This window comes from Streptomyces sp. NPDC046909, assembly GCF_040644695.1.
Classification (GTDB): Bacteria; Actinomycetota; Actinomycetes; order Streptomycetales; family Streptomycetaceae; genus Streptomyces.
The window spans coordinates 33310-48628 of sequence record NZ_JBEYXC010000028.1; the positions used below are offsets into that span (position 1 = coordinate 33310).

Here is a 15319-nt window from a genome sequence, read left to right on the forward strand (position 1 = left end):
GCTGGCCCAGGTGATTTCAGCCTGTCCGGCGTTTGAGGCCGAGGTTTTGCCGTCCCGATCCCCCACCCACCCGCTGGGGGCTGAGCTTCTTGCTGCTGGCCCAGGTGATTTCAGCCTGTCCGGCGTTTGAGGCCGAGGTTTTGCCGTCCCGATCCCCCACCCACCCGCTGGGGGCTGAGCTTCTTGCTGCCGGCCCAGGTATTTCCAGCCCGTCCGGCGTTTGAGGACGAGGCCCCTTCAGGGCCGAAAAGGCGGGGTCTGGGGGCGCAGCCCCCAGGGACGCGGGGTCGAAGGGGCAGCGCCCCTGGAGGATGGGACGGGTAGGGGCGGCGGGGGCGAGAAAAACCCGGCCCGCACGCCCGCGCCCTCAAGCCCCCAACATCCGCCGCAACAGCTCCCGCAACACTTCCCGCTCCGCACGAGACAACCCGGCCAGCGGCTCCCGAGCGAACCGCAACTCGTCCCGCAACCCCCGAGCCACCCCCCGCCCCTCGTCCGTCACCGCCGCCAGCTTCACCCGCCGATCCGCAGGATCAGGCCGCCGCTCCACCAACCCCCGCGACTCCAGCCGATCCACTATCCCGGTGACATTCGACGGCTCGCACCGCAACTTGTGCGCCAGCTTCCGCATGGGCAACGGCTCCAGCGACAGCAGACTCAGCAGCCGCGCCTGCGCCCCGGTGAGCGAATGCTCCGCCGCCGCATCTTCGAAGTCCGCGTAGAAACGCGCCACGACATCCCCGATCAGCTCGACGACCTCAAGAGTGAGCGCGTCGGGACGGCGATCGGCGGTCTGGCGATCAGCGGTCTGGCGATCGGACTTCTGCGGAGCGGACAGGCCTTCGGCGGACATGCCCCCACCCTACCCCCAATACTTGACAACATGAAATATTCAGGAGCATGGTTGTTTCAGGTACTGAAGTAAATTCGAAAGGCTCCGTCATGATCAACCGCGAGTGGCACCTCCTCTCCCGCCCCGTCGGCTGGCCCAAGCCCGAGGACTTCGCCCTGGTCGAGGCGGAGATCCGGCAGCCCGCCGAGGGTGAGGTCCTCGTACGGAACAAGTACCTGTCGGTGGACCCGTACATGCGCGGCCGCATGAGCGCCGCGAAGTCGTACGTCGCCCCGTTCGAGCTGGGCAAGGCCATGCAGGGCGGCGCGGTCGGCGAGGTCATCGCCTCCGGCGCCGAGGGCATAGCCGTCGGTGACCATGTCCTCCACTTCGGCGGCTGGCGCGAGTACGCCACCTTCGATGCCAAGCAGGCCGTCAAGGTCGACCCCGACGCCGCGCCCCTGTCCACGTACCTCGGCGTCCTCGGCATGACCGGCCTCACCGCCTACGCCGGCCTCCTGCGCACCGCCGTCTTCAAGGAGGGCGACTCGGTCTTCGTCTCCGGCGCCGCCGGTGCCGTCGGCAGCCAGGTCGGCCAGATCGCCAAGCTCAAGGGCGCCTCGCGCGTCATCGGCTCGGCGGGCTCGGACGACAAGGTCAAGCTCCTCGTGGAGGAGTACGGCTTCGACGCGGCCTTCAACTACAAGAACGGCCCCGTCGCCGAACAGCTCCGTGCCGCCGCCCCCGACGGCGTCGACGTCTACTTCGACAACGTCGGCGGCGACCACCTGGAGGCCGCCATCGGCTCCCTCAACCAGGGTGGCCGTATCGCGATCTGCGGCATGATCTCGGTCTACAACAACACCGAGCCCGCCCCCGGCCCGAAGAACCTCGCCCGTCTCATCCAGACCCGCGGCCGCATCGAGGGCCTCCTCGTCGGCGACCACTACGACCTCCAGTCGCAGTTCGTCCAGGAGGTCGGCGCCTGGGTCCGCTCCGGCGAGCTGAAGTACCGCGAGACGGTCGTCGAGGGCATCGAGAACAACCTGGAGGCGTTCCTCGGGGTCCTGCGCGGCGACAACACCGGAAAGATGATCGTCAAGCTGTAGGTCTTCCGACTGGTTTCCGGGATGCGGTAACTTCTTTCCACTATCTGCCGTCGATCGTGGGCGCGAGTCACGGCGGGACCCAGGAGGAAGACACCGCATGTCCATCCAGCAGACCGACGTCCTCTACACCGCCGTCGCCACCGCCGAGAACGGTCGCGACGGCCGGGTCGCCACCGAGGACGGCCGCCTCGACGTCGTCGTGAACCCGCCCAAGGAGATGGGCGGCTCCGGCGAGGGCACCAACCCGGAGCAGCTGTTCGCCGCCGGTTACAGCGCCTGCTTCCAGGGCGCCCTCGGTGTCGTGGCGCGCCAGGAGAAGGCCGACATCACCGGTTCGACGGTCACCGCGAAGGTCGGCATCGGCAAGAACGACGACGGCTTCGGCCTCATCGTCGAGATCTCGGCCCACATCCCCCATGTGACCGCCGACACGGCCCGAGCCCTCCTCGAAAAGGCCCACCAGGTCTGCCCGTACTCCAAGGCGACCCGCGACAACATCACGGTGACCCTCATCTGACGGTGACCCTCATCTGAGCGCACTCGTTGCGTACGACAGAGGCCGCACCCCTGGACGTGGGGTGCGGCCTCCGCTCTTGCCCTCGTTCAAACCGCCAGCGCAGCGCTGTGCACCGCCCTCACCAGCCGGTCGTTCTCCGGCGCCGCCCCGCCCGGGAAGGCGGCCCGCCGCCGGGTGTAGCCGTACGCCAGACCGCTCCACGGATCGGCGAAGGCCTGGGAGCCGGCGGCCCCGCTGTGCCCGAAGGTGCCGGCGCCCAGGAACGGATGGCGGCTGTCGGCGGTCGCCTGGAAGCCCAGACCGAAGGAGCGATGGTCGCGGGCCACCAGGTCGTAGCCGGTCGAGTGGATCTGGCCGACCTCGGCGATGGTGTCCGGCTTCAGCAGCGGCGGCCGCTCGCCCACCTCGCTGATCGCCGCCGCGTACATCCCGGCGAGCCCGCGCGCCGCCGCCACCCCGCCCGCCGAAGCGGGCCCCTTGGCGCGCACGGTACGGGAGTTGGCGTACTCCACCAGGTCCACCGGGTCCGGCACATGCGTGTTGAACGCGATCGACGCCAGGGTGTGCGGGCCGGTGGGCGTGGCGTCGATCTCGGCCTGCTGGACGGGGGTGGGGAGCATCGGCTGGACCGGCCGGTACCGGGGCTCCAGGGCCGCCGGCAGCCCCAGATGGAAGTCCAGGCCGTACGGCGCCCGGACCCGCTCCTCCCACAGCTCCTGGATCGTCCGGCCGGTGGCCCGGCGCACGACCTCGCCGGTGAGCGCGCCGATGACCAGGGCGTGATAGCCGAACGCGGTGCCCGGGCGCCAGAACGGCCGCTGGTCGGCGAGGCGTTCGGCGATCACCCGGTCGTCGGCCATCTCGTCCCGGGAGAACCCGGCGTCGAGACCGACGAGTCCGGCCCGGTGTGTGATCAGCTCGCGCAGGGTCAGCGCGCCCTTGCCCTCGGCCGCGAACTCCGGCCAGTAGTAGGTCACCTTGCGGTCCAGTTCGAGCGTGCCGTCCTGGACGAGGAGAGCGACCACGAGATGCGCGGCACCCTTCGTCGACGAGAAGACGGCGTGGAGGGAGTCGGCTTCGTTGCCGTCGCCCGTCCACAGGTCGACGACTCTGCGGCCGTGCACATACGCGCACAACTGGCCCTCGTAGTCGGGGCGTTCACCGGCCACGAACGCGGCGAACTCCTCGCGCACGGTCTCGTACCCGTCGGCGACGGTGCCGTGGATCTCCTGCGTCATCCGCTCTCCTTGACTGTTCTACACCGCTAACCGGCGTGTGCCACGCTGAACAACGCCTTCGCGACCTGCGGGAGTTCCCCCTTCGGATGGTCCCGGAAGAGGGGCTCGGTGCCGAAGAGGACCGACTGCCGGCCACTGACGACCGAGGCCTGTCCGGCCGCGGCGGAGGGTCCCCCGCCGCCATCCTCCAATGGCCGCCAGTGCCCGGAGACAAGGGGGTTCCCGGCCGCGTACGACTGTTCCACCCGCACCCCCGGACCGAGATCCGTGAACCACACGGGCGCGTACACGAAACCGTGGTCCGGGGCGCCCTCGGTCACAGGACCCGAATTGACCACCCGCACCACACCGTTGGCGTCCCCGTTCCCCTCGACCGCCTTCACCGCCAACAGGCCGGTGGCGGTGCCGAGTTCGGCCCCGGTGACACCACGCCCGACGAGCCCGTGCCCGGCGCCGAGGAAGGCGTCAAGCGCGGTACGGGCGGCCACGGTCAGATCGCCGTACTCCAATCCCGCCGACACGAACAGCACATCCGCCGACGACCAGTCGAAGCCCGCGTTGAGCACGGCCGTCGAGACCGGCGTCACCTCGAAGTTCATCTCGCGGAGCGCGAAGAGCTCACCGGGGGTGACGGCCGCGGCGACACGGACGCGCTGGAGCGGAGCGGTGCCGCTGACCTTCGTGGCGTCGAAGGCCACGTCGTACGTACGAGCCGCGTCGGCCGCCGCGGCTCGCGCCGACGCCGGGACGATCGCACTTCCGTCCGCTGCCCGCCGTACCGGAACACCTTGCCGCAGCAGCGAGTTGAGGGCGGCGTACGCCTGCGGGTCGTCGAGGCGCAGCCGCAGATCGCCGCGCGGGGCGACGTATCCGACGGCGGCGGCCTCGCTGACGGACCGCAGCGGCAGGCCGGTGAGGTGTCCGCCGGTCACGGCCGTCACCGGGGCGCCCCACAGCCTGCCGAGGCTCCAGCCCGAGATGTCGTACATCACCGAGACCTTGTCGCTGATGTCCCGCCCGTCGGCGAGCAGCACATTGGCGAGGCCGCGCTTGGGCTGGCGCATGTCGACGACGTACGAGCCCTTCGCGTACGTCTGCCCGCCGAGCCGGAAGGCGTGGACGGCGCGGGTGACGCGGATGTCGTTGGCGAGGAGGTGGTCGACGAGCCGGGCGGTGGCGGTGGCGCTCCTCGCGGAGCCCGCCGGGAGGACGTACGCGCGCGGGAAGGTGGTCGTGTAGACGTCCTCGGGCCCGATGCCGGGCACCCCGGGGACGGTCTCGGCGGAGACCGGCACCTGGGCGGCACCGGCGGCCCCGCGCCGGAAGACCTCGATCTGATCGGCGACGAGTGAGGTCCGGTTGGTCTGTACGAAGTCGAGGGTCGCGCGGATCGCGGCGCCCGCGACCTCGACGTTGATCGCGGACCGCCGCCGCAGCTCCGCCACCGGCAGGTTGTTGTAGGCGGCGTTGTTCACCTGCAACGGGATCTCGACGGTGTGCGCGGCGACCGTGCCGTGGAAGGCCGCGTACTGCGGGGTGAAGATCGGCGGCCAGTCGTCCCAGCCCTCCTCCTGGTCCCGGAAGGGGATCTGCGCGGGCTCGACACCGTCCTTCGCGGGCGTGTAGCCGAGGCCGTTGACCGCCGCCTCCATGCCGAGGGCGTTGGCGTAGGTGTTCTTCAGGAAGAGGTCGTACTCGTAGTTCTCGCCGTGCGGGGGAGTGGTGGGCTCGATGAGGGTGCCGTTGACGTACCCGTGCAGATCGAGCATGACGGCCGGCTGCTTGTCGATCTCGATCTGCCGCATCGCCCGCGCCTCGGGCTGCGAGGCGGTGACGAAGTCCCGGTTCAGATCGAAGCCGTTGGCGTTGGCGCGGGTGCCGGCGATACGGCCGTCCGGGTTGGCGGTGATGTTGAAGTAGAGGCGGGAGTGGGCCAGAAGGTCCCGCGTCCTGCCGTCCGTGGCGGTGGCGAGCTGCTCGATGAGCTTGAGGGAGGCGTCGGTGCCCTCCCACTCGTTGCCGTGGATGTTGTTGTTGAAGAAGACGGGCGCCTTGTAACGCGTCTTGATCTCGGCCGACTTGGCGGCGCTGGCGGGGGAGTTCTCGATCAGCTCCCGCATCCGCTCCTGCGCGCGGGTCTGCGCGGTGCTCTCCGGGGCGGTGACGGTGACGAGATAGAGCCGATGCCCACCGGCCGACTGCCCGGCGACCTCCACACTCACCCGGTCGCCGAGGGCCTGGACGGCGTTCAGCTTCGGCGCGATCGCGTGGTACGGCGTGAGGCCGAGCTTGATGGACTTGTCGGCGGGGTTCTCCGGGTCGGGGGCGAGGACCTGCTCCCGCGGATAGCCACGGACGGCCCCGCCGAGGGCGGTGTCCTCGGCGAGGGCCCGCCGGGCGGCGCTCGCGGGGGCCTGGGCCGCGCGCTGGTCGAGGGCGGGCTCGTGCCGGGTGGCGGGGGGTTCGGGCTCGGCGCCCGCTGTGTGGGGGCTGAGGAACAGGGACCCCGCCGTGGTGAGGGCGAGGGCGGTGATCAGTACGGGTCTCGCGGGAGCGGTTCTGGTGGTGCGCACGCGTCGTACCTCCTCCGGAGCTTCCTGAGATCGGTACGGCGACATGTACCTGTTCGACTCAACCGGAACAAGAGGGAGTTGGTGTCACGGATGCCCCGGATGGCGTATGTCGGGGGCCTCGGACGGGGCATGCTGAGGTCGAACGAGCCGAGGACGAGGAGAGCCACCCATGGCAACCATCCCTTCGCTCCCCAGCAGGGACGACGTGCTGCGCATGGCCCGCAGCACGACGGACATCACCGGCCAACTCCTGGACACCGCCGGGAACATCACCAGGATCGCGATCAACACCTTCGACCCCAGGGACGGTTCGGGCCAGGAAGTGCTCAGGGTCCTGCGTGAGACGACCGCGGAACTGGCGGAGGCGAGCGCGTCCCCGCAGGCCCAGGAGGCGTTCTACCGCATCGTCGACACCCTCACCCGCCTCGGTACCAGCGGCGCCCCCCTCGCCGTCCACCCCGTCAGCGAACCGGCCCAGGCCCTGCTCACCGCGCTCGGCGACAGCCTGCTGCCGGTGCTGGACGCGGTGGAACCGGCGGTGGAGGAGTTCGCGACGGCCCTCGGCGACCTGGTGGAGGCGATGTCCCCGCTGCTCCCCGCGGCGGCGGGCCTGGCGGCGGGCGCCCTCCTCGCCCTGACCCCGCTGATCCGCTCGGCGGCGGACGTCCTGCGCGACTCGTCCCCCGAACTCCGCCGCATCGCCGACGCGCTGACGGCCGCCCTCGCCCCCCTGATGCCCCTCCAGGTGGCCCTGGCGGAACGCGCGGCGGCCGCGGGCGCGGGCGTGGTCCGGGCGGGCCTCCAGCCGCTCGCGGATCTGACGGAGGCCGCGGCGGCGACCACGAAGGCGGCCCGCCCCGTCCTGATCGCGGGCGAGGAACTGCTCGTGGCGAGCCTGGAACACCTCCAGCCCGTCCTCCTGGCCGGCGCCTCCCGCGCGGGCCGGGTGGCCCGGGCGGCGGCGGTACGCGTCCAGGCCGCGGTGTCGCCGGTGGCCGAGCCGGGAGTGGTGGTCGCGGTGGTACCAGGATGATGGGAACGGGGGGCCTCCACGGCGGCCGCGAGCCTTGTCAGTGCCGCCCGATAGAGTTCCCCCATGCGCGATCTTGGGGTGGGTTTCACGTTCCTGCTGAGAGGCCAGCGATGGGTGGCCCGGCACGGCAGGCAGTACAACTTCGGGCTGATCCCCGGTCTGATCACCCTTGTCCTGTACGGTGCGGCACTCGTCGCGCTGGCCATCTGGGGCGACGACTTCATCGGCTGGGCGACGCCCTTCGCCGACGACTGGTCGAGCCCTTGGCTGGGCCTGTTCCGCGGCTTCCTCACCGTCGTCCTGTGGGCCCTCGCCCTGCTCCTCGCGGTCCTCACCTTCACCGCGGTCACGCTCCTGATAGGCCAGCCCTTCTACGAGAGCCTCTCGGAGAAGGTCGACCGTGACGTCTCCCCGGACGGCACGGCCCCCGAGTCGAACCTCCCCCTCTGGCAGGAGCTGTGGATCTCGGCGCGCGACAGCCTCCGGATCCTCGTCCGCGCCCTGCTCTGGGGCGTGCTCCTCTTCGCCCTCGGCTTCATCCCGTTCGTCGGCCAGACCATCGTCCCGGTGCTCGGCTTCTTCGTCACCGGCTTCTTCCTCACCGAGGAACTCGTCGCCGTCGCGATGCAGCGCCGCGGCGTCGAACTCCGCGACCGCCTCGCCCTCCTCCGCTCCCGCAAGACCCTGGTCTGGGGCTTCGGCACCCCCCTGGGCCTGGCCTTCCTGGTCCCGTTCGTCGCGGTGTTCCTGATGCCGGGCGCGGTCGCGGGCGCGACGCTGCTGGCGCGGGAGCTCCTGGGCGAGGAGAGCACCGAGGACGGGGACCGAGAGGGGCAGGACGTCACCGCGTGACGGGCGTGGCGGGGGCAAGACTGCACCGCGCAACCCCCAGCGAGGCCGGCACCGTCGGACCTCACCCCGCTCCAGGCCCTGCGCTCCGGCTTCCGCTCGGTCCTGGCCGGCCTCGGCATCAGCCTCGCGTTCGCTCCGTCGCACTGGCCTCCACGGCGACCGTCAGGATCGCCCGCACCTGCGCGATGATGTCGAGCCGGTTCGCCACGAACTCCGGGTCGGTCACCTCGGTGGTGTTCCCGGTCCCGAACTGGAGCACCGGCGTGTGCACATGGCCGCCAGGCAGGCTGCCGTGCAGCCCGAGCCGGTCCCGCAGCAGCGTGGCGCGATAGGCGATCTCATTGGAGAGGTAGTTCCCGCCGCCCCCGGCCCGGGCCGTCGACCCTTCCGTCGGCCCGTCCGGGCGGACGACGGGATCGGTCGCCCCGGCCGGTATCTCGGTCACGCTCGTGTTGTCGTACACGGGGAACCGCCCGGTGGTGGCGGCCACGATCGCCGTGTACGGCAAGGTGGTCGTCGTCCACTGCGGCTGCGAGGCCGGATCGGTGACCGGCACGGTCTCCGTCCGGCTCACGTTCTCGTTGTCCGGGAACCCGCCCCGCCAGGCCCCGTTGGTCCGCTCGACATCGAACCGCCCGACACGCCCCTGACTGACCGTGGTGAACAGGTCGACCTTCTTCAGATACGGCCGCAGAGTCCGCTCCACCGTCCCCTCGGCGAAGTCCTGCCACCGCACCGGAAACATGGCCGTCTCCACCCGCACCGGCCCGTCCGCCGTCTCGATCACGGTCCCGTCGAGCGCGAGCGCGGTGGCCCCGGACGGATTGGAGATCCGGATGTCCCGGTCCAGCGTGAACGGGTCGAACCCGGTGACGAGAATCCGCTTGATCCCCTTGCCGCCCGGATACCGGATGTCGGTCTGCCCCCGAGAGTTCCGCTCCAACTCATCCAACAGACAGGCCCGTTGCTCCTCACTCAGCCCGAACCCCGGCTCCCAGCCCCGCACCTCCCGCGTCATCCCCAGCCGAGCCCAGTACAACGGCCGATCGTCGTCCCGGCTCAGATCACCCCCATCGGGCCCCCGCCCCTGCGCCCGGTCCACGGCCCGCTTCCACAGCTGGGCCCCTTCCCGTACGACGATCCGCCGCGCCTGCGCATAACTGTGCGCCGACTCCAGCGCCCGCTCGAACTCCGGCGCCACGGAGTCGAATCCGGACCGCCGCAGAATCTCCTGCGGTACGGCCTTGTCGAGCCGCAGCTCCTCGACGGTCGCGGTGGGCGCGGCCTCGGCCGCCTGGGGCAGTGCGAGCCCGGCGATCAGGGCGAACCCGATCACACCGACCCGAACACGTAGGGAATTCAAGGGAGTTCAGCCTTCCGTCGCTGTGGGGAGCGTGGTGCTGCCGACGGCGGAAGTATTACGTGACGGAAGTGGTCTACGCCATGGGGTGTGACTCGGGAGGGGTTCAGGGGAGGGTCAGGAGGGATTCATGAACGCGAGCAGGATGATCACCGGGATCACCTGGAAGAGGGCCGCTCCCCACAGCCGGGCGGCCAGCAGCGCGACCCCGATGGCCGCCACCACACCGCACAGCACGCCCAGTTCCGTCGTCGGCGGGTCGTACGACTGCTCGTCCCAGCCCGCCGCCCATCCGCTCCACGCGGCCACCCACCATCCACCGGCCACGGCAAGGAAGTTGACCGGCAGGAGTGTGAGCGTCGCGACGGTGTTCTTCGCCCTCATGGCGGCCATCCTCGCCGGGCCCCACGGAAACCGCCTGAGTATCCGTACCTAGGAAGGGCAGCGGGGAATCCGCGCCGCCGCCTCCCGCAAGGCCCCCACGAACGCCCCCACCACCGGCGCCACCCCCCGCCCCCGCACAGTCGCCGCATACACCGCCCGCGCCGGCGCCCCCTCGTCCCGCACCGGAACCAGCACGACATCCGGCCGCACGGACGCGGCGGCCAGCGCCGGGACCAGAGCGACCCCGAGCCCCGCCGCCACATACCCCTGCTTGGCGGTCCACTCGGCGACGACATGCGCGACCCGCGGCCGGAACCCCTGCCGCAAGGCCGCGTCCAGCAACGTCCCCTCCGGCCGCGCGCTCCCCGAGATCCAGTCGGCGTCGGCGAACCGCCCGAGCCGGACCGGTCCACCACCCGCGAGCGGATGCCCGGCCGGAACAGCGACATACAGCGACTCGTCGAGAAGATGATGAAGCTCGTACGACTCCAGCGCCGCACCCCCCGTCGTGGACACCACCGCCAGATCCAGATGCCCGCCGTCGAGCCGCTCCAGGAGCCCCGGGGTGAACCCTTCCTCCCGGGACACCCGAACCCGCGGATGACGGCCCCGGAACACACCCAGCGCCACCGGCACCAACGCAGCGTCGGCCGTCGCGAACGCCCCGAACCGCAGCCGCCCGCCCGCCACTTCCCGCAACGCGGCCAGCTCCCGCCCCGCCCCGTGCAACGCCGCCACGACCGCCTCCGCGTGCGGCACGAGCACCCGTCCCGCCTCGGTGAGCCGTACACCTCGCGGCAACCGGTCGAAGAGCGGGCCCCCGCCCAGCGCCGACTCCAGCGAGGAGATCTGCCGGGACACCGCGGACTGGGTCCAGCCGAGCGTGCGAGCGGCCACGGTGAAGGAACCCTGACGGGCCACTTCGAGGAAGGCCCGCAGCCAGACGGTCGAGAGATCGAGCGGCGACTCATGCGAGGACGGCAGGACGGACTCATGCGAGGTCGGCATGGCAGCCATGCTAGACATTCGCTTGTCGCATCACGCGCACGGACATAGCTTCGAGCCCATGGAGCACATCGCATTCCTGGGCCTCGGCCACATGGGCACCCCCATGGCCCGCCAACTCCTCTCCGCAGGCCACCCGTTGACCGTCTGGAACCGGACCGCCGAGAGGGCCGCCCCACTGGTCACCGAAGGAGCCCGGCAGGCCGCCGGCCCGGCCGAAGCGGTCAGGGACGCCGACGTCGTCATCACCATGCTCGCCGACCCGGACGCGCTCGACGCGGTGGCGCGGGCCGCCGCAGCAGCCCTACGCCCCGGCACCCACTGGATCGAGATGTCCACCGTCGGCCCGGACGCCGTACGCCGCCTCGCAGCCCAACTCCCCACGGGCGTCACCCTCATCGACGCCCCCGTCATGGGCAGCACCGACAAGGCCGCCACCGGCACGCTCGGCATCCTCGCGGGCGGTGACGCGACCGGCGTCGAGCACGTACTTGCCCGCCTCGGCACCGTCACCCGCACCGGCCCCCTCGGTTCCGGCGCCGCCCTCAAGCTCGTCCTCAACTCGGCCGTCATCAGCGGCATCGCGGTGGTCGCCGAGGCCCTGCGCCTCGCGGACGCCCTCGGCCTCGACGGCGACACCGCCCGCGCCGCCCTCGCGAAGGGCCCCCTCTCCGGAGTCGTCGCCCGCGCCTTCGCGGAAGACGTGCACTTCGAAGCGACCCTCGCGGTGAAGGACCTGGACCTGGCCGCCAAGACCGCCCAACTGCCTGTGATCGAGGCCGCGTTGGAGCACTACCGCCGCGTGGCCGCCCCCGGCGAGGACATCTCGGAAGCCGCGGCCCGTATCCGCACGAACTGAACTGCGCTGAAGGAGCCCCACCCGATGAAAGTGACGATCGACAACCCCGCCTCCGCACCCCAGCCCCTCAGCCCGTACTACTCCCAGGTCGCCCGAGTCGAACAACCCGACGGCAGCGCCCTGTTGTACCTCTCCGGCCAGATCGCCGAGGGCGCCACCCTCGCCGAGCAGAGCCGAGGCGTCTTCGAGACCATCGACGCCCTGCTGAAGGCCCACGGCGCCACACTCGCGGACATCATCAACATCCGCACCTACCTGACCGACATCGGCAAGCTGCACGAATACGGCGCCGTACGAAGGGAGTTCCTCACCGGGACCCCGCCCACCAGCATGACCTTCGAGGTGCCGAGGCTGTTCCGACCGGAGGCCCAGATCGAGGTGGAAGTGGTCGCGGCGGTACCGGCAGACCGCTAGGGCCTGTCCGGGTCCTCACCCAGCAGCCTGAGGAAGTCCCGGAACGCCCCCGGCATGTCCACGGACTCCGGATCCAGCAGCCACTGGTACTGGAGTCCGTCCATCACCGCCACCAGCAGCGGCGCCGTACGCTCCGGCGTCAGCCCGTTCGGCAGCCGCTCCCCGTACTCGGTCCGCAGCACCGCCGCCATGCTCTCGCGCACCTGCGCATACCGCTCGGTGAAATACCCCCGCGCCGGATGCCCCTCGGTCACGCTCTCCCCGAGCAGTGCCGAGAAGGTCTGGATGATGTTCGGCCGCATCGCGTTGTACTCGACGAGCGAGGCGAGCAGATCGACCCGCCAGGTGGTGGCCGGCATCGCGTCCCACTGGTCCCGCTCCTTGAGCACCGCGACCAGCAGCGCGTCCTTCGTCGGGAAGTAGTGCAGCAGCCCCTGCTGAGTGAGCCCGACCCGCTCCGCGACGGCGGCCAGACTCGCCGCCCGGTAACCGCGCTCGGCGATCACCTCCAGGGCCGCCCGGACGATCTCCGCGCGCCGTTCCTCGCTCCTGACCCTGGCGTTCATGGGGAAACCGTACGACATCCCCGTACCCCTAATATTACGGCAAGATAACGAAACCTACCGGTCTACAGGGAACGGGTGCACGATGGAGGAATCGCACGGACCCGAACCCAGGAGGACCCAATGGCGGGCACCCACTCCACCCCGGCCGGAAGCTCGGCCGACCAGGCGCGGGAGGCAGCCGTAGAGGCGGCCCTCGGCAAGCTCGACCTGGACGCCAAGGCCCGGCTGCTCTCCGGCCAGGACATGTGGACCCTGCCCGCCCTGCCCGAGATCGGTCTTGCCTCCCTCGTCATGTCCGACGGGCCGATCGGTGTCCGAGGAGTCCGCTGGACCGCCGACGACCCGTCCATCGCGCTGCCCTCCCCGACCGCCCTCGGCGCCACCTGGGACCCCGAACTCGCCCGCCGCGCCGGTGCGTTGCTCGCCCAGGAGGCCCGCCGCAAGGGCGTCCACGTGCTGCTCGCCCCGACGGTCAACCTCCACCGCTCCCCGCTCGGCGGCCGCCACTTCGAGGCCTACAGCGAGGACCCGTACCTCACGGGACTCATCGGCGCGGGGTATGTGCGGGGCGTCCAGTCCGGCGGCGTCGGCACCACCGTCAAGCACTTCGTCGCCAACGACGCCGAGACCGACCGCTTCACCGTCGACAACATCGTCTCCGAACGCGCCCTGCGCGAGCTGTACCTGCGCCCCTTCGAGCTGATCGTCGAGAACGCCCGCCCCTGGGGCATCATGACCGCGTACAACCAGGTCAACGGCGTGACGATGACCGAGCACCACCACCTCGTGAACGAGATCGCGCGCGGCGAGTGGGGCTTCGACGGCTACAACGTCTCCGACTGGATGGCCGCCCGCTCCACCAAGGGCGCCATCGAGGGCGGCCTCGACGTCGCCATGCCCGGCCCGCAGACCGTGTACGGCCCGCCCCTCGCCCAGGCCGTCCGCGACGGCGAGGTCGAGGAGTCCAAGGTCGACGACGCCGTACGCAACGTCCTCCGCCTCGCCGCCCGCGTCGGCGCCCTGGAGAACGCCGAGCCGGTCGTCACCGAGCTCCCCGACCCCATCGACGGCGAGGCCCTGGCCCGCGAGATGGCCCGCCGCGCCTTCGTGCTCGTGAAGAACGAGAACGACGCCCTGCCCTTGAAGCCGAACGGCACGGTGGCCCTCATCGGCGCCGCCGCCCGCGACGCCCGCGTCCTCGGCGGCGGCTCCGCCACCGTCTTCCCGCCCCGGATCGTCTCCCCGCTCGACGGCCTCACCGCCGTCGTCCCCGACCTGACGTACGCCGTCGGCGCCGACCCCGTCACCGAACTCGCCGTCGCCGACAAGGGGTTCACGCTCCGCGCCGTCTGCCGTGACATCGACGGCAACGTCCTCGGCACCGGCAACGCCCCCAACGGCCAGATCCAGTGGATGGGCAACGACCTCCCCGAGGGCGTCACCCACGACGCCCTCCACACCATCGAGCTGACCGGCACCTTCACCCCGCGCGACACCGGCACCCACTCCTTCGGCATCAAGGGCGTCGGCGCCTTCACCCTCACCGTCGACGGCACGACGTACTACGACGACCTCCAGCTCCCCGCCGACACCAGCGACCCCTTCGAGGCCTTCTTCGGCTCCCCGGTGCCGCGCGGCGAGGTCGAACTGACCGCGGGCGAGCCGGTCGAGGTCTCCCTCACCCATGTCTTCCAGCTCCCCGAGGGAATCCCGTTCAAGGCCATCGCCTTCGCGCTCGCCCATCAGGAGCCGCGGCGCGACGCCGACGAGCTGATCGCCGAGGCCGTCGAGGCCGCCCGGAACGCCGACACCGCCGTCGTCGTGGTCGCCACCACCGACCGCGTCGAGTCCGAGGGCTTCGACCGCAAGGACCTCGAACTCCCCGGCCGCCAGGACGACCTGGTCCGAGCCGTGGCCGCCGCCAACCCGAACACGGTCGTGGTCGTCAACTCCGGCTCCCCGGTGGAGCTCCCGTGGCGCGACGACGTCGCCGCCGTCCTGCTCAGCTGGTTCCCCGGCCAGGAGGGCGGCGCGGCCCTCGCCGACGTCCTCACCGGCGCCCACGAGCCCGGCGGCCGCCTCCCCACCACCTGGGGCTCCCTCGACGCCGCCCCGGTCACCCAGGTCGTCCCGGCCGACGGCCGGCTCCCGTACACCGAGGACGTCTTCATCGGCTACCGCGCCTGGACGAAGGAGGGCCGCACCCCCTCGTACCCCTTCGGCCACGGCCTCGGCTACACCGACTGGACCTACGACTCCGTCGAGGTGGACGGCACCACGGTCCGCGTCCGCCTCCGCAACACCGGCGAGCGCACCGGCCGCGAGGTCGTCCAGGTCTACGTCGCCCCCACCGAGTCCGGGGACCGCCCCGAGCGCGAGCTGGCCGGCTTCGCGGGCATCGAGGCCGCCCCCGGCGAGAGCGTCGAGGTCACGGTCGAGATCCCGCGCCGCGCCTTCGAGACCTGGACCGTCGGAGAGGGAGAGGAGGGCTCGTGGTCGTTTGTGAAGGGTTCGTACGAGATCCAGATCGGCCGCTCGATCACGGACCGCCGCCTCACCGCCACGATTAACGTCTGA

14 protein-coding genes are annotated in these 15319 nt (G+C 71.2%); 7 read left to right on the forward strand and 7 right to left on the reverse strand.

Annotated features, from left to right (window positions below):
• Nucleotides 1-367: 367 nt before the first annotated feature.
• Nucleotides 368-853 (reverse strand): MarR family transcriptional regulator, encoded by a 486-nt coding sequence (locus ABZ928_RS50030; RefSeq protein WP_361535875.1) that lies wholly within the window; start codon nucleotides 851-853, stop codon nucleotides 368-370.
• 89 nt (nucleotides 854-942) lie between these two features.
• On the opposite strand from ABZ928_RS50030, the gene ABZ928_RS50035 reads away from it, so the two are divergent.
• Together ABZ928_RS50035 and ABZ928_RS50040 are read left to right on the forward strand one after the other, a co-directional pair.
• On the forward strand, nucleotides 943-1941 hold the full coding sequence (locus tag ABZ928_RS50035; protein WP_361535877.1) for an NADP-dependent oxidoreductase: 999 nt from the start codon (nucleotides 943-945) through the stop codon (nucleotides 1939-1941).
• Nucleotides 1942-2038: 97 nt separating this feature from the next.
• The gene (locus tag ABZ928_RS50040; protein WP_361535879.1) at nucleotides 2039-2458 is read left to right on the forward strand and encodes an organic hydroperoxide resistance protein; all 420 of its coding nucleotides are present in this window, start codon (nucleotides 2039-2041) and stop codon (nucleotides 2456-2458) included.
• Between the two features lie 86 nt (nucleotides 2459-2544).
• Here ABZ928_RS50040 and ABZ928_RS50045 read toward each other — a convergent pair whose 3' ends face one another.
• Both ABZ928_RS50045 and ABZ928_RS50050 read right to left on the reverse strand, forming a co-directional pair.
• Complete coding sequence (locus tag ABZ928_RS50045; RefSeq protein WP_361535881.1) at nucleotides 2545-3696, reverse strand: serine hydrolase domain-containing protein; 1152 nt, start codon at nucleotides 3694-3696, stop codon at nucleotides 2545-2547.
• 26 nt (nucleotides 3697-3722) lie between these two features.
• Nucleotides 3723-6269 (reverse strand): M14 family zinc carboxypeptidase, encoded by a 2547-nt coding sequence (locus ABZ928_RS50050; RefSeq protein WP_361535883.1) that lies wholly within the window; start codon nucleotides 6267-6269, stop codon nucleotides 3723-3725.
• Between the two features lie 169 nt (nucleotides 6270-6438).
• On the opposite strand from ABZ928_RS50050, the gene ABZ928_RS50055 reads away from it, so the two are divergent.
• Together ABZ928_RS50055 and ABZ928_RS50060 are read left to right on the forward strand one after the other, a co-directional pair.
• The gene (locus ABZ928_RS50055) at nucleotides 6439-7302 is read left to right on the forward strand and encodes a hypothetical protein (RefSeq protein WP_361535885.1); all 864 of its coding nucleotides are present in this window, start codon (nucleotides 6439-6441) and stop codon (nucleotides 7300-7302) included.
• Nucleotides 7303-7365: 63 nt separating this feature from the next.
• Nucleotides 7366-8154, forward strand: coding sequence for an EI24 domain-containing protein (locus tag ABZ928_RS50060; protein ID WP_361535887.1), 789 nt, complete (start codon nucleotides 7366-7368; stop codon nucleotides 8152-8154).
• A 118-nt stretch (nucleotides 8155-8272) separates the two neighbouring features.
• On the opposite strand, the gene ABZ928_RS50065 is transcribed toward ABZ928_RS50060, so the two are convergent.
• The 3 genes from ABZ928_RS50065 to ABZ928_RS50075 all read right to left on the reverse strand — a co-directional run bounded on the left by ABZ928_RS50065 (nucleotide 8273) and on the right by ABZ928_RS50075 (nucleotide 10915).
• On the reverse strand, nucleotides 8273-9517 hold the full coding sequence (locus ABZ928_RS50065; RefSeq protein WP_361535889.1) for a pyroglutamyl peptidase: 1245 nt from the start codon (nucleotides 9515-9517) through the stop codon (nucleotides 8273-8275).
• Nucleotides 9518-9631: 114 nt separating this feature from the next.
• The gene (locus ABZ928_RS50070; protein WP_361535891.1) at nucleotides 9632-9898 is read right to left on the reverse strand and encodes a hypothetical protein; all 267 of its coding nucleotides are present in this window, start codon (nucleotides 9896-9898) and stop codon (nucleotides 9632-9634) included.
• 48 nt (nucleotides 9899-9946) lie between these two features.
• Complete coding sequence (locus ABZ928_RS50075; RefSeq protein WP_361535893.1) at nucleotides 9947-10915, reverse strand: LysR family transcriptional regulator; 969 nt, start codon at nucleotides 10913-10915, stop codon at nucleotides 9947-9949.
• Nucleotides 10916-10964: 49 nt separating this feature from the next.
• Between ABZ928_RS50075 and ABZ928_RS50080 the strand changes: the two genes are divergently transcribed.
• A complete protein-coding gene (locus tag ABZ928_RS50080) occupies nucleotides 10965-11762 on the forward strand; it encodes an NAD(P)-dependent oxidoreductase (RefSeq protein WP_361535895.1) in 798 nt (265 codons plus the stop codon).
• Nucleotides 11763-11786: 24 nt separating this feature from the next.
• Complete coding sequence (locus ABZ928_RS50085) at nucleotides 11787-12176, forward strand: RidA family protein (RefSeq protein WP_361535897.1); 390 nt, start codon at nucleotides 11787-11789, stop codon at nucleotides 12174-12176.
• Here ABZ928_RS50085 and ABZ928_RS50090 read toward each other — a convergent pair.
• The gene (locus ABZ928_RS50090) at nucleotides 12173-12760 is read right to left on the reverse strand and encodes a TetR/AcrR family transcriptional regulator (protein ID WP_361535899.1); all 588 of its coding nucleotides are present in this window, start codon (nucleotides 12758-12760) and stop codon (nucleotides 12173-12175) included. The two genes, ABZ928_RS50085 and ABZ928_RS50090, sit on opposite strands and share 4 nt — an antisense overlap.
• Before the next feature lie 102 nt (nucleotides 12761-12862).
• Here ABZ928_RS50090 and ABZ928_RS50095 point away from each other — a divergent pair, with 102 nt between their 5' ends.
• The gene (locus tag ABZ928_RS50095; RefSeq protein WP_361535901.1) at nucleotides 12863-15319 is read left to right on the forward strand and encodes a glycoside hydrolase family 3 C-terminal domain-containing protein; all 2457 of its coding nucleotides are present in this window, start codon (nucleotides 12863-12865) and stop codon (nucleotides 15317-15319) included.

Coding starts and splice junctions, on each gene's coding strand:
- ABZ928_RS50055 (WP_361535885.1), top strand. CDS start 6,439: ATGGCAACCATCCCTTCGCTCCCCAGCAGGGACGACGTGCTGCGCATG.
- ABZ928_RS50040 (WP_361535879.1), top strand. CDS start 2,039: ATGTCCATCCAGCAGACCGACGTCCTCTACACCGCCGTCGCCACCGCC.
- ABZ928_RS50035 (WP_361535877.1), top strand. CDS start 943: ATGATCAACCGCGAGTGGCACCTCCTCTCCCGCCCCGTCGGCTGGCCC.
- ABZ928_RS50060 (WP_361535887.1), top strand. CDS start 7,366: ATGCGCGATCTTGGGGTGGGTTTCACGTTCCTGCTGAGAGGCCAGCGA.
- ABZ928_RS50095 (WP_361535901.1), top strand. CDS start 12,863: ATGGCGGGCACCCACTCCACCCCGGCCGGAAGCTCGGCCGACCAGGCG.
- ABZ928_RS50030 (WP_361535875.1), bottom strand. CDS start 853: ATGTCCGCCGAAGGCCTGTCCGCTCCGCAGAAGTCCGATCGCCAGACC.
- ABZ928_RS50085 (WP_361535897.1), top strand. CDS start 11,787: ATGAAAGTGACGATCGACAACCCCGCCTCCGCACCCCAGCCCCTCAGC.
- ABZ928_RS50075 (WP_361535893.1), bottom strand. CDS start 10,915: ATGGCTGCCATGCCGACCTCGCATGAGTCCGTCCTGCCGTCCTCGCAT.
- ABZ928_RS50080 (WP_361535895.1), top strand. CDS start 10,965: ATGGAGCACATCGCATTCCTGGGCCTCGGCCACATGGGCACCCCCATG.
- ABZ928_RS50045 (WP_361535881.1), bottom strand. CDS start 3,696: ATGACGCAGGAGATCCACGGCACCGTCGCCGACGGGTACGAGACCGTG.
- ABZ928_RS50090 (WP_361535899.1), bottom strand. CDS start 12,760: ATGTCGTACGGTTTCCCCATGAACGCCAGGGTCAGGAGCGAGGAACGG.
- ABZ928_RS50070 (WP_361535891.1), bottom strand. CDS start 9,898: ATGAGGGCGAAGAACACCGTCGCGACGCTCACACTCCTGCCGGTCAAC.